General features: G+C 68.4%; 12 protein-coding genes. 6 read left to right on the forward strand and 6 right to left on the reverse strand.

The window, feature by feature from the left end:
* Positions 1-5 precede the first annotated feature (5 nt).
* Genes EXE63_RS31740 through msrB form a run of 4 tightly spaced genes read left to right on the forward strand, consistent with a single transcriptional unit; the run spans position 6 to position 4,102 of the window.
* Entirely contained in the window at positions 6-776 is a 771-nt protein-coding gene (locus EXE63_RS31740; RefSeq protein ID WP_168145251.1) for a pyrimidine reductase family protein, read from the forward strand.
* 31 nt (positions 777-807) lie between these two features.
* Entirely contained in the window at positions 808-2,367 is a 1,560-nt protein-coding gene (locus EXE63_RS31745; protein WP_168145252.1) for an alpha/beta hydrolase, read from the forward strand.
* Positions 2,368-2,387: 20 nt separating this feature from the next.
* Positions 2,388-3,677, forward strand: a complete 1,290-nt coding sequence (gene aftC, locus EXE63_RS31750; RefSeq protein ID WP_168145253.1) for an arabinofuranan 3-O-arabinosyltransferase — start codon at positions 2,388-2,390, stop codon at positions 3,675-3,677.
* Positions 3,674-4,102, forward strand: coding sequence for a peptide-methionine (R)-S-oxide reductase MsrB (msrB, locus tag EXE63_RS31755; protein WP_168145254.1), 429 nt, complete (start codon positions 3,674-3,676; stop codon positions 4,100-4,102). Before aftC ends, msrB begins: the two co-directional genes overlap by 4 nt.
* Here msrB and EXE63_RS33345 read toward each other — a convergent pair.
* From EXE63_RS33345 to hemE, 4 genes are read right to left on the reverse strand one after another with little or no spacing between them, the layout of a single operon-like run.
* Positions 4,050-6,380, reverse strand: coding sequence for a putative bifunctional diguanylate cyclase/phosphodiesterase (locus EXE63_RS33345; RefSeq protein ID WP_168145255.1), 2,331 nt, complete (start codon positions 6,378-6,380; stop codon positions 4,050-4,052). The genes msrB and EXE63_RS33345 overlap by 53 nt on opposite strands.
* A gap of 41 nt (positions 6,381-6,421) precedes the next feature.
* Complete coding sequence (gene hemQ, locus EXE63_RS31765; protein WP_168145256.1) at positions 6,422-7,114, reverse strand: hydrogen peroxide-dependent heme synthase; 693 nt, start codon at positions 7,112-7,114, stop codon at positions 6,422-6,424.
* A 4-nt stretch (positions 7,115-7,118) separates the two neighbouring features.
* A complete protein-coding gene (locus EXE63_RS31770) occupies positions 7,119-8,474 on the reverse strand; it encodes a protoporphyrinogen oxidase (protein WP_168145257.1) in 1,356 nt (451 codons plus the stop codon).
* Positions 8,471-9,520, reverse strand: coding sequence for a uroporphyrinogen decarboxylase (gene hemE / locus EXE63_RS31775; RefSeq protein ID WP_168145258.1), 1,050 nt, complete (start codon positions 9,518-9,520; stop codon positions 8,471-8,473). Before hemE ends, EXE63_RS31770 begins: the two co-directional genes overlap by 4 nt.
* Before the next feature lie 58 nt (positions 9,521-9,578).
* Here hemE and EXE63_RS31780 point away from each other — a divergent pair, with 58 nt between their 5' ends.
* Both EXE63_RS31780 and EXE63_RS31785 read left to right on the forward strand, forming a co-directional pair.
* Complete coding sequence (locus tag EXE63_RS31780) at positions 9,579-10,181, forward strand: DUF3000 domain-containing protein (protein WP_194166545.1); 603 nt, start codon at positions 9,579-9,581, stop codon at positions 10,179-10,181.
* Positions 10,181-11,455: an HRDC domain-containing protein gene (locus EXE63_RS31785; protein ID WP_168145259.1), complete on the forward strand. Its 1,275-nt coding sequence runs from the start codon at positions 10,181-10,183 to the stop codon at positions 11,453-11,455. The genes EXE63_RS31780 and EXE63_RS31785 overlap by 1 nt, the downstream gene beginning before the upstream one ends.
* On the opposite strand, the gene dxs is transcribed toward EXE63_RS31785, so the two are convergent.
* The gene (gene dxs, locus EXE63_RS31790; RefSeq protein ID WP_168145260.1) at positions 11,452-13,362 is read right to left on the reverse strand and encodes a 1-deoxy-D-xylulose-5-phosphate synthase; all 1,911 of its coding nucleotides are present in this window, start codon (positions 13,360-13,362) and stop codon (positions 11,452-11,454) included. The genes EXE63_RS31785 and dxs overlap by 4 nt on opposite strands.
* Before the next feature lie 27 nt (positions 13,363-13,389).
* A complete protein-coding gene (gene nhaA, locus EXE63_RS31795; RefSeq protein ID WP_168145261.1) occupies positions 13,390-14,700 on the reverse strand; it encodes a Na+/H+ antiporter NhaA in 1,311 nt (436 codons plus the stop codon).
* Between the last annotated feature and the right edge of the window lie 119 nt (positions 14,701-14,819).

Consider the following 14,819-nt stretch of genomic DNA (forward strand, 5'->3'; position numbering starts at 1 on the left):
TGCCCATGTCGGATAGCACCGCTGGGACGGATCTCACAGCCTTCGGGCCGGTCTCCACCGTCGAGGAGGACCGCCTCGCGCAGTACTACGCCTACCCCGAGAACCTGGCCTCCTGCTGGGTGCGGGCCAATTTCATCAGCAGCCTCGACGGCGCCGCGACGGCCGACGGCCGCTCCGGGGCCCTCGGCGGCGCCGGGGACCGCGCCGTGTTCCGGCTGATGCGCGAGCTGGCCGATGTGGTGGTGGTCGGCGCGGGCACGGTGCGCATCGAGACCTACTCCGGCGCCCAACTCGGAGTCCCCGAACGGCAGCGCCGCTGCGCGAGAGGGCAACGCGAGGTGCCACCCATCGCCATCGTCACCCGCTCCGCCGACCTCGACCACGACCTGGCGGTGTTCACCCAGACCGAGGTCCCCCCGCTGCTGCTGACCACCCACGACACCGCCGCCGATGCGCGCGCCCGGTTCGCCGGCCTGGCCGAGGTCTACGACTGCTCGGACACCGATCCCGGTGGCGTCGACCTCGGCGCCGCCCTGCGCACCCTGGCCGGCCTCGGGCTGACCCGGGTGCTCGCCGAAGGCGGCCCCAGCCTGCTCGGCACGTTCATCGCCGACGGCCTGCTCGACGAACTCTGCCTGACCATCGCCCCGACGGTCGTGGGCGGCGGATCGACACGGATCGCCGACGGGCACCGTGAGCTGATCACCCGGCTGCGACGCAGACACGTGCTCGGCGACGACGAGGGCTATCTGTACACGCGCTACAGCCGCGACTGATCCGGAGCCGGCGATCGCTACTGTGGTCGGCATGCGTGTGGGGATTCTGTCGACGATCGCCCTGTCGTCGGTCGCAGTACTGCTGACCTCGTGTGCCCCACTGTTGGCCGCCAACCCGCGTTTCGCCACCGATGACGGCGCCGGGCCGCAGGGCGCACCGACCACCACCGCCGAGGCCGACGGGCCGCCCGCGCTGGAGGCGCCCAAGAGCGACTTGTCCTGGCAGGACTGCACCTCCCGGGTGTTCGCCGATGCCGCCGTGCCCGCGCTGCCGGGCGTGACCCTCGACTGCGCCACCTACGAGGCCGACCTCGATCCGATCAAGGGCGCCAACGGCTCGATTCCCATCGGGGTCGTGCGGGCCACCTCGGTGGACACCCCCGAAGACGCCGGTCCGCTGGTGATGACCACCGGCACCGACCTGCCCTCGTCATCGCAGCTGCCGGTCTGGCTCTCTCGCGCCGGCGCCGACATTCTCAAGACGAACCCCATCGTCGCCGTCGATCGCCGCGGCACCGGACTGTCCGACCCCATCGACTGCCGCGACCTGTTCGACCGGCAGGAGATGATCGACCAGGCCCAGTTCGAGCCCGGCGACGACCCGGTGGCCAACCTGAGCGCCATCGTCCAGACCGCCACCACCACCTGCACCGACACCATCGCCCCCGGCGATTCGGCCTATGACAACGCCCACGCCGCCGAGGACATCGAGCGGCTGCGCAGCACCTGGGACGTCCCGACGATCGCGCTGATGGGCATCGGCAACGGTGCACAGGTCGCGTTGGCCTACGCCGGATCTCACCCCGACAAGGTGGCGCGGCTGGTGCTGGATTCTCCGCTGCCGCTGGCCATCGGCGCCGAAGCGGCCACCGAGCAGAAGGTCAAGGGACAGCAGGCCGCACTCGACGCGTTCGCCGCGCAGTGCGCCGCCACCAACTGCGCGCTGGGTCCGGACCCCAAGGGTGCCGTCGACGCGTTGCTCACGGCCGCCCGCAACGGCGACGGCCCCAACGGCGCCTCGGAAGCGGCGGTGGCCGATGCCATCATCACCGCGCTGGCTTTCCCGCGCGGAGACCGGGTCAGTGCCACCAATGCGCTGGCCGGTGCCATCGCCGCCGCCCGCGCCGGTGACACCAATGCGATGACCAATCTGATCACCCAGGCCGAGACCATCCGCCAGACCGACGGACAGTTCGTCAACAGCTGCAGCGACGCGCTCAATCGGCCCACCCCCGACCGGGTCCGCGAACTCGTCGTCGCCTGGGACCGGCTGTACCCGCAGTTCGGCACCGTCGGCGCCTTGCGGATGGTCAACTGCCTGAGCTGGCCCAGTGGCACCGCACCGCAAGATCCCGAGAACCTCAATGTCCCGGTCATGCTGCTGGGCGTGCAGAACGATCCCATCGTCGGCAACGAGGGGGTGGCCGCGGTGGCCGCCACCATCATCAATGCCGGCTCCAACAGCAAGCGGGTCATCTGGCAGGGCATTGGGCACGGCGCGAGCATCTACACGGCCTGCGCGCTGCCGCCGGTCATCGGTTACCTGGAAAGCGGCAAACTGCCCGAGACCGACACGTTCTGCCCCGCCTGATCAAGCCTGGACCTGCTGCGGTGTACGGTGCGCTGGTGTCGTTCCTGCCTTCCGGTGTGCTGAACGCCTTTCGCCCCAGCACCACACCGCCCAGCACCGCCACGATTCTGCGGTCGATTCTGTGGCCCGTCGCCATCCTGTCGGTGATCCACCGCAGCTACGTGCTGGGCACCAACGGTTACATCACCGATGACTTCGGCCCTGTCTACCGGGCGGTCATCAATTTCAAAATGGGCTGGGACATCTACAACGAGAACTTCAACCATGTAGACCCGCACTACCTGTACCCGCCGGGTGGCACCCTGCTGCTCGCCCCGTTCGGCTACCTACCCGTGGACGCCGCGCGCTACTGGTACATCACGTTCAACGTCATCGCCTTCCTCATCGCGGCGTACCTGCTGCTGCGGATGTTCGACTACACCCTGAAATCGGTCGCCGCGCCGGCGCTGCTGCTCGCGATGTTCTGCACCGAATCCGTCACCAACACTTTGGTGTTCACCAACATCAACGGCTGCATGCTGCTGGGCGGGGTGCTGTTCTTCAAGTTCCTGCTCAAGGGCGGACGCAACGCCGAACTGCTGGCGGGCGCGGCCATCGGCCTGACCCTGGTGGTCAAACCGTCGCTGGCGCCACTGTTGTTGCTACCGGTGCTCAATCGCCAGTTCTACACATTGATCACCGCTTTCGGTGTGCCGCTGGTGTTCAACGCGGCCGCATGGCCACTGGTGTCCGATCCGATGAGCTTCGTGCACCGCACCGTGCCGTACATCATGGAAACCCGCGACTACTTCAACTCGTCGATCCTGGGCAACGGCATCTACTACGGGCTGCCGATGTGGCTGATCCTGGGGCTGCGCATTCTTTTCACGCTGCTGGCCGCGGGCAGCCTGTACCTGCTCTACCGCTACTACCGCGAACGCGATCCGCGGTTCTGGCTGCTGACCTCATCGGGTGTGCTGTTGACCGCGTCGTTCCTGGTGCTCTCGTTGGGCCAGGGCTACTACTCGACCATGCTGTTCCCGTTCCTGATGACGGTCGTGCTGCGCAACTCGGTGCTGCACAACTGGCCGGCCTGGCTGGCGGTGTACGGGTTCATGACCATGGACCGCTGGCTGCTGGGCCACTGGCCGACCACCGGACGCTTCCTGGAGTACATGAAGATCACCTACGGCTGGTCGCTGCTGTTGGTGGTCGTGTTCTGCGTGCTGTACTTCCGCTATCTGGACGCCAAGTCCGAAGGCAGGCTGGACGCCGGTATCGATCCGCCGTGGATGACGGATGAGCGTCGGCGCGCTAGCGTTGAACCATGACGATCCCGGGTCCCAAGCTTGAGCTGACCGACGACCAGTGGCGCGAGAAGCTCAACCCCGCCGAGTTCGCGGTGCTGCGCCGCGCCGGCACCGAACGGCCCTTCACCGGCGAGTACACCGACACCAAAACCGCCGGGGTCTACGCCTGCCGGGCCTGCGGTGCCGAACTGTTCCGCAGCACCGAGAAGTTCGAATCCCATTGCGGCTGGCCCTCTTTCTTCGACCCCGCCGACTCGGAAGCGGTGATCCTCAAACGCGACGATTCGCTGGGCATGACCCGTATCGAGGTGATCTGCGCGAACTGCCACAGCCACCTCGGGCACGTCTTCGAGGGCGAGGGTTACCCGACGCCGACCGACCAGCGGTACTGCATCAATTCGATATCGCTGCGTCTGGTGCCGGCCGGCGCAACCTCAGCAGACTGAGCATGTCCGGCGGCGTCAGCGGCGCGGTGTACAGGTAGCCCTGCGCCACCTGACAGCCGTAATCGCGTAACAGCGCCGCGGTTTCGGCATCCTCCACACCCTCGGCGACCGTGGTCAAACCGAGCTCGCGAGCCAGGTCGATCACCGCACGCACGATCGCCGCGGCGCGGCGATCGTCGCGCACCCTGGTGACGAACGCCCGATCAAGTTTGAGTTCGTCGACATCGAGCTCCCACAGGTAGGACAGCGCCGAATAGCCGCTGCCGAAATCATCGATCGCAACCCGCACCCCGCCCTGGCGCAGCTGCTCGATCACTGCTCGGGCACGCTCGTGGTTGCCCAGCAGCAGGTCCTCGGTGATCTCGACGGTCAACACCTCATGGGGCAGGCCGCGCTCATCCAGCGCCCGCTCGACGGTCCGCGGCAGGCCGAGATCGCTCAGCGATGGCGCGAACACATTGACCGCGACCGGCACCAGCAGGCCCTCATCCCGCCAATCCGCGACCTGGTCGAGCGCCTGGGTCAGCACGAGCTCGGTGATCGGCCGCATCAGCCCATGGTCTCGGACGAGTTGCAGGAACTGGTCGGGCACCAACAGACCCCGCTCGGGGTGCGGCCAACGCACCAGAGCCTCCACCCCGACGATCGAGTCGTCGTGCAGGTCGAACTTGGGCTGATACGCCAGGGTGAGTTCCCGGTTGTCGATGGCATGCCGGAGCTGGCCCAGCAGCAGGAGGGCCACCGCGCTCTCCCGCGCCGCAGCCTCGGCGGCTCCCCTGGCCTCGGCCCCCGGGTGCACGTCATCGGCGATGTCATCGGCGGAGTACACGTGCACCCCGCGCAGGCGCGACCGCTTGGCCATGTACATCGCCACATCGGCCTGCTTGAGCAGGGCGTCGGCGGAGATCTCCAGGTCGTCCGCGGTGGCGGCTGCCAGGCCGGCGCTGGGACTCAACGACAGGGCGTGACCGTCGATCGCGAACGGCTCGTCGAAGGCGCGCAGCACCTGCAGGGCCACCTGACGGGAATCCTCGGTGTTGCCCTCCATCAGCACCACGAACTCGTCGCCGCCGATGCGTGCGACGGTATCGCTGGACCTGGCGGCGCCCAGGATGCGCTGGGCGGCCTGCACCAGCAGCAGGTCACCGGCGGGATGGCCGAGGCCGTCGTTGACGAGTTTGAAGTCGTCGAGGTCCAGTGAGAGCACCGCGACCGACTGCTCATCGCGGCGGTGCAGCGCCATCGCATGCGTCAACCGGTCCAGGAACAGCGCGCGGTTGGCCAGACCGGTGAGCGGGTCCCGCAATGCCTGCGCCTCGACGGCCTTGAGCAACCGGCGATTCTCCCCCACCACGATGAACTGTCGCAGCAGCACCAGCACGATCAGCACCACCGAGGCGAGCAACGCCGGCGGCAGGCCAGGCGTGCCGGCAAACCGCACCAGCGCGACCGTCATGGCCAGGACGATCGGTACGTAGGGCAACCACATCGCCGTGCGGGAGATCTCCCGATCTGCCGCGCCGCGCCGGTGTGCGCCCTGCTCCGGACTCAACGCGGCAAGGGCGATCAACAGCAAACCCACCGCCCAGCCGATGCTGCCGTACGTGACGGCCGTGGGATTCTCGTGGGAGCTCGTGTAGACGAAGACGCCGTCGGCCACCGCGATCAACACCATGCCGCTGACCAGCAGTGTCAGCGATCGCCGCTGGGCCAGACGCGCCCGGCCCAGCACCAGCACCGCCACGGTCAACACGCCCAGGTCCAGTACCGGGTAGGCCAGCGCGACGCCGACCGCGAACCGGCTGGCCCCACCGTCCCGGAACACCTGATCCAGCACCGTCCACCAGCCGATCTGGAAGAACGCGACCGCCACGATGATTCCATCGAGCGCCAGCCGGCTGTGGGTGTATCGAGACGCGCCGACAGGCACCATCAGCAAAGCAATGCAGACGAACACCGGGAGCAATAGATAACCGAAGTCCGCGACGGTCGGGAAGGGCGATTCGACGAGCCACCACTCGTAGTACGCCCAGATCGCCGACCCCGCGGTGTACCCGGCCATGCCGATCGTGACGCAGACCCAGATGGTGCGTTGACGACCACGGAACCGCCAGGCAGCGTGGGCACAACAGCCGGTCACGAACAGTGCGAGCACCACGAAACCGAGATCCTCGATGGCGATCCGAGCCTGCGGGGAACCCCATCCGCCGAGCAGCCAGACGCAGAACGCCAGGGTTGCGACCGTAGCCACCGCCCCCACCCGGCCGACCATCGGCATCCTCAGACGCTAGCAAACTTCTTCGGCACCGTGCCCCAAATTTACGGCAGCTTCATCAACAGCTGTTCGACGCTCACTCGCGGGCCGGTGAAAAACGGCGTCTCCTCGCGCACGTGGCGGCGCGCCTCGGTGTAGCGGAGCTTCCACATCAGTTCGACGATGCGGCCCAGATCGGGGCCCTCGAAGGCCAGGATCCACTCGTAGTCACCGAGCGCGAAGGCCGGCACGGTGTTGGCCCGCACATCCGGGTACTCGCGGCCCGCCATACCGTGATCGACGAGCATCTTGCGGCGCTCGTCATCGGGCAACAGGTACCAGTCCAGTGACCGCACGAACGGGTAGACGCAGACGTAGTCACCCGGATCCTCACCGGCGACGAAGGCCGGCACGTGGCTCTTGTTGAACTCGGCGGGGCGGTGCAGCGCGACCACACTCCACACCGGGTCGCTGGCCAGGCCGAGGGTGGTCCGGCGAAACGTCGAGTAGGTGGCCTGCAGGTCTTCGACCCGCTCGGCGTGCGTCCAGATCATGAAGTCGGCGTCGGCCCGGAAACCGGTGACGTCGTACAGGCCGCGGACGACGACGCCGTTGTCCTCCTGCTGCTTGAGGAACGTCGCGGTCTCATCGATCACCGACGAGCGATCCTGGTCGAGCGCCTCCGGCTGGACGGCGAAGACCGAGATCATCATGTACCGGGTCATCGAGTTGAGCTTGTCGTAATCGAGCTTGGCCATGGGCCTATCGTGCCACGCCGGAGGCCACCAGTTTCGCGGCCGCCCTGGTGGCAGAGCCCACACACGCGGGCACCCCGATACCGTCCAGATAGCCACCGGCGACAGCCAGGTTCGGCGGCAGACCGGCCCGCACCTCGGCCACCAGATCCGCATGGCCGGGCCCGTACTGGGGCATCGCGTCGATCCAGCGCTGCACCCGGTAGTCCACCGGGTCGGCGGCGATGGAGAACACGTTCTGCAGATCCTCCAGCGACCAGTTCAGCAGCTCGTCATCGCCGACGCTGCGCGCCAACGTGTCCCCGAACCGTCCGTAGGACAGCCGAACCAGTTCCACATTGCCGCGGCGGCCCCATTTGCGCGACGTGAGGGTGATCGCCTTGGTGTGCAGCTGTTCTCCGGTGGCGACGAGCACCCCGGACTGGTCGGGCAACGGGGTGCCGCCCGGCAGCGCGAGCGCCACCAGCGCGGTCGAGGCCACCCCGATGCGGCGGGCGGCCGCGGCGCTGCGCGGGGCGATGTGCTCGACGAGGCGGACCAGCCGCGGCGCGGGCACGGCGAGCACCACCGCATCGGCCGGCCAGTGCCCGCCCTCGTCGTCGATCAGCTCCCAGCCGTGCGCGGAGCGCTCCATCCGTGCGATCCCGACGTGCGCCCAGCGCAGGTCCGCCCGCCGGGCCAGTTCGTCGATCAGGACCCGGTAACCGCCGTCGAGGGCCCCGAACACCGGGCCGGGTTGCGGGGGCGGCAGCGCGTTGCGGACGGCCTCGGTGAGGCTGCGGGCGCCACGGTCCAGCGCGGCGGCCAGCGTCGGTAGCGCCGAACGCACCCCGATGGTGGCGGCCGACCCGGCGTACACACCGGTCAGCAGCGGCTCGACCGATCGGGTGACCACCTGCGCGCCGAACCGGTCACCGACCAACTCGCCGACCGACGGGTCCGCGCCGGAGCGCCAACTGAAGGCACGGCGGGGTTCGTCGGCGATCTGGGCCACGGTGGCGGCGTCGACCAGTCCGGCCACCGACTCGGCCTGCGCCGGGATGCCCTGCAGGGTGCCCGCCGGCAGCTGATGCAGGTGTCCCTGGCTGTAGATCAACGGCCGGGCGCCGGCACTGGCGACCTGTCTACCCGACAGTCCCAGCTCGGCCAGCAGGGCGGTCACCTCGGGGCGGCGGGTGATGAACGCCTCGGCCCCGACATCCATCGACATCCCGCCGACCTGCTCGGTGCGCAGCACCCCACCGAGGCGGTCGGCCGGGTCGAACAACGTTATCGACGCGTCCGGACCGGCCGCGACCCGCAGCCGGTAGGCCGCGGTGAGGCCCGAAATACCGCCTCCGACAACGCAGTACGTGGATCTCACAATGAATGCACCAGGGATACGAGCTCGGTCACCACCCCGGGGTCGGTGGGCGGCAGCACACCGTGACCGAGGTTGAAGACATGACCGGACGCGCCGGCAGCAATGGCCGCGCGGCCGTCCTCGACGACTGCCCGGGCGGCACGCTCCACCACCGGCCAGCCGGCCAGCAACACCACCGGATCCAGGTTGCCCTGCAGCGCCGTACCGGGCCGGACCCTGCCGGCCGCGGCTTCCAGCGATGTCCGCCAGTCCACACCCACCACGGTGGCCCCGGCCTCACCCATCGCTCCGAGCAGCTCTGCGGTGCCGACCCCGAAATGCGTCATCGGCACGCCGCGGGCCGCCAGCGCCGCGAAAATCCTTGAGCTGTGTGGCAACACGTGGCTGCGGTAGTCGGCCAGCGAGAGCGTGCCGGCCCACGAATCGAACAACTGGATGGCGTCGACGCCGGCATCCAGTTGTGCCGACAGGAACTCGATGGTCAGGTCGGTCAGCGAGGTCATCAGCGCATGCCAGGTATCCGGCTCACCGAACATCATCGCCTTGGTCTTCTCGTGGTTGCGGCTGGGGCCGCCCTCCACGAGGTAGGACGCCAGCGTGAACGGGGCCCCGGCGAATCCGATCAGCGGCACCTCGCCCAGCGCGGCGACCAGCAGCGATACCGCGTCGCTCACCGGCGCCACCTGGGAGCGCTCCAGCGGCTTGAGGGTGCCGACATCGGCACGGGACCGGATCGGCTGCTCGATGACCGGCCCGACGTCGGGCACGATGTCCAGCGCGACACCGGCGGCCTTCAGCGGCACCACGATGTCGGAGAACAGGATCGCCGCATCGACCCCGTGCCTGCGCACCGGCTGCAGGGTGATCTCGCAGACCAACTCGGGGTCGAAGCAGGCATCGAGCATCTTGTGGTTGGCGCGAAGGGCGCGGTACTCGGGCAGCGAGCGTCCGGCCTGGCGCATGAACCACACCGGGGTGCGGCTCGGGGTGCGGCCGGCGGCAGCGGCGAGATAGGGCGACTCTGGCAGGTCACGACGGGTGTTCATCGAGCCCTATGGTGCCATGTGGCCAGAGATCGGCGCGCCTGCGCACAGGTGAGACGAGATGGGTCTAGCGTCCCACACTGTGACGTCCGCCGAACCGGCTCAGTTCCGCACCGCGGTTGCGGCCATGAATGCGGCCACCGTTCGGCCGGAAATCGAGCTGGGACCGATCCGACCGCCGCAACGCCTGGCCCCCTACAGCTACGCGCTGGGCGCCGAAGTGCGCCATCCCGATGCCCCGGTCGTGCCGGAACGCTCCGAGGGCGATGCCTTCGGGCGGCTGATCCTGCTGCACGACCCCGAAGGCGCTGAGGCCTGGGACGGCACCATGCGCCTGGTCGCCTACATCCAGGCCGACCTGGACTCCACCGAGGCCGTCGACCCGCTGCTGCCGGAAGTTGCCTGGAGCTGGCTGGTGGACGCCCTTGCCGAGCACGGCGAGGCCGTCACCGCCCTGGGCGGCACGGTCACCGCCACCACGTCGGTGCGCTACGGCGACATCTCCGGCCCGCCACGTGCCCATCAACTCGAGCTCCGCGCCTCCTGGACGGCCACCAACCTGGAGTTGGGCCCGCACGTGCAGGCCTTCTGCGAGGTCCTCGAGCACGCGGCCGGTCTGCCGCCTGCCGGAGTGACCAGCTTGGGATCCCGCACCCGCGCCTGATGACCGAGCCCGAAGAAGAATCCGGGGACACACCCGAACCGGAAGCGACTCCCCTGCTGGCCCCTGCCGACGGCGTGCCGCCGCTCGCCAGCTATCCCAGCGATATCGTGCGGGCGGCCGAACTGCTGGCCGGCGGCACCGGCCCGTTCGCGATAGACGCCGAGCGCGCCTCGGGTTTCCGCTACTCCAACCGGGCCTACCTGGTGCAGATCCGCCGGGCGGGCGCGGGCACGGTGCTGATCGATCCGGTGAACCACGGCGGCGATCCGCTGCAGGTGATGGCGCCGCTGGCGAAGGTACTGGCCACCGACGAGTGGGTGCTGCATGCCGCCGACCAGGACCTGCCATGTCTGGCCGAACTCGGGATGACCCCGCCGAGCCTCTATGACACCGAATTGGGGGCCCGGCTGGCCGGATTCGAGCGGGTGAACCTCGCCGAGATGGTGCGTCGCCTGCTGGGGTTGGGTCTGGTCAAGGGTCACGGTGCCGCCGACTGGTCCAAGCGCCCGTTGCCCGCGGACTGGCTCAACTACGCGGCACTCGACGTGGAGGTGCTGCTGGAGTTGCGCGCCGCGGTCGCCGCCGCGCTCGACGAGCAGGGTAAATCAGATTGGGCCGCACAAGAATTCGAGTTCCTGCGGACCGCTGAACCCACCGTCACCCGGCGTGACAGATGGCGCCGCACCTCGGGCATCCACAAGGTGCGCGATCCCCGGGCGCTGGCCGCGGTGCGCGAGTTGTGGACCGCGCGTGATCAGATCGCGCAGCGCCGCGATATCGCACCCGGCCGGATCCTGCCCGACGCGGCGATCGTCAACGCCGCCACCGTGGATCCCGACACGGTCGAAAAGATCGTCGCGCTACCAGTTTTCGGTGGAAGCCGGCAACGGCGCGGCGCACAGGTCTGGCTGGACGCCTTGGCCAGGGCCCGTCAGGACCCGAACCCGCCGACGGGTTCCGAACCACTCACCGGACCGCCCCCACCGGCCCGCTGGGCCCGGCGCAAGCCGGAGGCCGCCGAACGGCTGGAGGCCGCCCGCGGCGGTTTGTCCGAACTCTCGCAGCGGGTTTCGGTTCCCACCGAGAATCTGCTGACACCCGACACCGTCCGGCGACTGTGCTGGGACTGGCAGCCCGTCGAGGACATCGCGTCGGCCGTCGAGGAGTTCCTGACACAGGCCAGGGCCCGGCCGTGGCAGCGCGAGCTGACAGTGCCGGTGCTGACCGCGGCGCTGACGCCGAAACCCGATGAGCCCGAAGGCGCTACGCCCTAGTCGAACCGTTGGCCGACGTGTTCGGCCACCGTGGAACCCAGCGCCGCAACCCAACCGGTGATCTGACGCGCGATGTGCTGATCGGTCAGACCGACGTCGGTGAGCACCTCATTGCGCGAGCCATGCGTCTGGAATTCCTGTGGCACGCCGACATCGCGGCATGGCACATCGATTTCGGCGGCCCGCAGTGCGGCGGACACCGACGACCCGATGCCGCCGTGCACACCGTTGTCCTCCAGGGTCACCACGAGCTTGTGCGCGGAGGCCAGCGCGTGCAGCGCCTCGGGCACCGGCAGTACCCAGCGCGGATCGACGACGGTCACACCGATGCCGTGCTGCTGCAGACGCTGCGCGACCGCCAGGCCCATCCGGGCGAACGAGCCGACCGCGATCAGCAGCACGTCGTCGGAGGACCCGGCGCTCGGCTTGGCCAGGATGTCGACCCCGTCGCGCCGCTCCAGCGCCGGGATGTCTTCGCCAACGGAACCCCTCGGGAACCGGATGGCCGTCGGGCCGTCCTTGACCTCGAGTGCCTCGCCGAGTTCCTCACGCAGACAGGCGGAGTCACGGGGTGCGGCGACCCGCATGCCAGGCACGATGCCCAGGATCGAGAGGTCCCAGACACCGTGGTGGCTGGCGCCGTCGGGACCGGTGACACCCGCGCGGTCCAGCACGATGGTCACCGGAAGCTTGTGCAGCGCAACGTCCATCATCATCTGGTCGAAGGCGCGGTTGAGGAACGTCGAATAGATCGCCACCACCGGGTGCATGCCACCCATGGCCAGTCCGGCGGCCGAGGTCATCGCGTGCTGCTCGGCGATACCGACGTCGAAGAGGCGGTCCGGATACAGCTGGCCGAAAGCGGCCAGGCCCGTCGGGCCGGCCATCGCCGCGGTGATCGCGACGATGTCACGGCGACGCTTGGCGATCTTGATCAGTTCGTCGGAAAAGGTGCCGGTCCAGCCCGGGGCGGACACGGCGGTCGCCTGGCCGGTGATCGGGTCGATGATGCCGCAGGCGTGCATCTGCTCGGCTTCGTCGGCCTCGGCGGGCGCGTAGCCCATCCCCTTGCGCGTGACGACATGCACGATGACCGGCGCGTTGAAGCCGCGGGCGTGCCGCAAGGCCGCTTCGACAGCGTGCTCATCGTGGCCGTCGATCGGACCGACGTACTTCAGGCCCAGATCGGTGAACATGGCCTGCGGCTGCAGCGCGTCCTTCAGGCCCGCCTTCACGCTGTGCATGCACTGATAGCAGATCTCCCCGATGACGGGCACACCGCGAACCACGTCGCGGCCCTTCTCCAGGAGCTTCTCGTAGCCGGGTTGCAGCTGCAGGGCCGCCAGGTGATCGGCCAGCCCGCCGATGGTGGGCGCGTAGCTGCGGCCGTTGTCGTTGACGACGATGACCACCGGCCGCTTTGCTGCGGCGATGTTGTTGAGCGCTTCCCAGCACATACCGCCGGTCAGCGCGCCGTCACCGACGACGGCGACGACATGCCGATTGCGGTGCCCGGACAGTTCGAAGGCCTTGGCCAGACCGTCGGCGTAGGACAGAGCCGTGCTGGCATGGCTGGACTCGACCCAGTCGTGCTCGCTCTCGGCGCGCGCCGGGTAACCCGACAATCCGTCCTTCATCCGCAGCTGGTCGAAGTCGGCGGCGCGTCCGGTCAGGATCTTGTGCACATAGGACTGGTGCCCGGTGTCGAAGATGATCGGATCGTGCGGCGAATCGAAGACCCGGTGCAGCGCCAGCGTCAACTCGACGACGCCGAGGTTCGGGCCCAGATGCCCACCGGTTGCAGCGACCTTGTGAATCAGGAATTCACGGATTTCACCGGCCAGCTCAGCGAGCTGCGACTGGGACAGGTGCTGCAGATCGGCGGGACCGCGGATCTGTTTAAGCATCCCGCCAGTTTAGCCACGCAACACCCATCAGTCCTGTCGAGGCTGGTAGATGTCGGGCACTCCATCTTGATCGGCGTCCATTGTCTCCTCGTGCTCGATACGCCGATATGAGGCGTTTCGGGTGGCCAGGAGTACCGAGGCGAGCAATGCCGCAAGCAGGGAGCCGACCAGCACGCCGACTTTCACAAATTCGTCACGTTCGGAACCGAGCCCGTAGGCGAGGTCACCGATCAGCAATGACACCGTGAATCCGATACCGGCGAGCATCGACACCCCCAACACGTCGACCCAGCGCAGCGAGGAATCCAGCTCGGCCCTCGTCAGCTTGGACAACGTCCAGGTGACGAGGAAGATGCCGATCGGCTTGCCGAGCACCAGGCCGAGCACGATGCCCAGCGTGATGGGGTCGGTGAGGGCTCTGGCGAGGCCGCTGAAACCGCCCAAGCTGACCCCGGCGGCAAAGAACGCGAACACCGGGATGGCGATTCCCGCCGAGATGGGTCGCGAGCGGTGCTCGAAATACTCGGCCATGCCGGAATCGGTCTCGACGCCGCGGCGTGTCGCGGCGCGGTGCACCGGCACCATGAAGCCGAGCAGCACACCGGCGACGGTGGCGTGCACGCCGGACTCGTGCATCAGCACCCACGTCGCGATGGACAGCGGGATCAGGATCCACCAGGCCTGAACGCCGCGCTGGACGCAGACCGCGAAGATGGCCAGCGGAACCAGCGAAAGCCCCAGGGCGGCGACGTTGAGGCTGTCGGTATAGAAGACGGCGATGACGGTGATGGCCAGCAGGTCGTCGACCACGGCCAACGTCAGCAGAAACATCCGCAGCGCCGACGGCAGATGGGTGGAGATGACGGCCAGCACAGCCACCGCGAACGCGATATCGGTCGCCGTGGGGATGGCCCACCCCTTGAGCGCGCCTTCTCCCCCCTGCGAAGCGACCGCGACGAAGATCAGCGCGGGCACCACCATGCCGCCGACCGCGGCGGCGATGGGCATTGCGGCCCGCCCGGGGTCCCGCAGATCACCGGCGACGAACTCGCGTTTGAGTTCCAGGCCGACGACGAAGAAGAAAATGGCGAGCAACGCGTCGGCCGCCCAGGCGCCGAGGCTGAGGTTCAGGTGCAGCCCGAAGGGCTCGCCGCCGACTTTCATGTCCCGAAGCGCGAAATAGCTTTCCGCCCAAGGCGAGTTGGCCCAGACGATCGCGGCGGCGGCGGCGATCAGCAGAATGATGCCGCCGACGGTTTCCTTGCGCAGGATCTCGGTGACCCTGCGCGTTTCCCGCCACGAGCCGCGGCTCAACAGTCTATTGCGGTCTTCGGTCATCGATTCTCCCTTGGTCAGCGTGGCGCGAACGCCGACCAGACTTCCCGGCACACCGGGTGTCAGGTTACCGGTGCGTGGGTGTCGGTGTGGAACGAGTCCACGGCCGTCGGCAGCTTCGG

This window comes from Mycolicibacterium frederiksbergense (genome assembly GCF_012223425.1).
GTDB lineage: Bacteria > Actinomycetota > Actinomycetes > Mycobacteriales > Mycobacteriaceae > Mycobacterium > Mycobacterium frederiksbergense.

Bases quoted from the DNA above. Each gene is read 5' to 3' on its own strand.
- hemQ (WP_168145256.1), bottom strand. From the start codon at position 7,114: ATGGCCAAGCTCGATTACGACAAGCTCAACTCGATGACCCGGTACATG.
- hemE (WP_168145258.1), bottom strand. From the start codon at position 9,520: ATGAACACCCGTCGTGACCTGCCAGAGTCGCCCTATCTCGCCGCTGCC.
- EXE63_RS31785 (WP_168145259.1), top strand. From the start codon at position 10,181: ATGACCGAGCCCGAAGAAGAATCCGGGGACACACCCGAACCGGAAGCG.
- EXE63_RS33345 (WP_168145255.1), bottom strand. From the start codon at position 6,380: ATGCCGATGGTCGGCCGGGTGGGGGCGGTGGCTACGGTCGCAACCCTG.
- msrB (WP_168145254.1), top strand. From the start codon at position 3,674: ATGACGATCCCGGGTCCCAAGCTTGAGCTGACCGACGACCAGTGGCGC.
- nhaA (WP_168145261.1), bottom strand. From the start codon at position 14,700: ATGACCGAAGACCGCAATAGACTGTTGAGCCGCGGCTCGTGGCGGGAA.
- EXE63_RS31745 (WP_168145252.1), top strand. From the start codon at position 808: ATGCGTGTGGGGATTCTGTCGACGATCGCCCTGTCGTCGGTCGCAGTA.
- EXE63_RS31780 (WP_194166545.1), top strand. From the start codon at position 9,579: ATGGGTCTAGCGTCCCACACTGTGACGTCCGCCGAACCGGCTCAGTTC.
- EXE63_RS31740 (WP_168145251.1), top strand. From the start codon at position 6: ATGTCGGATAGCACCGCTGGGACGGATCTCACAGCCTTCGGGCCGGTC.
- dxs (WP_168145260.1), bottom strand. From the start codon at position 13,362: ATGCTTAAACAGATCCGCGGTCCCGCCGATCTGCAGCACCTGTCCCAG.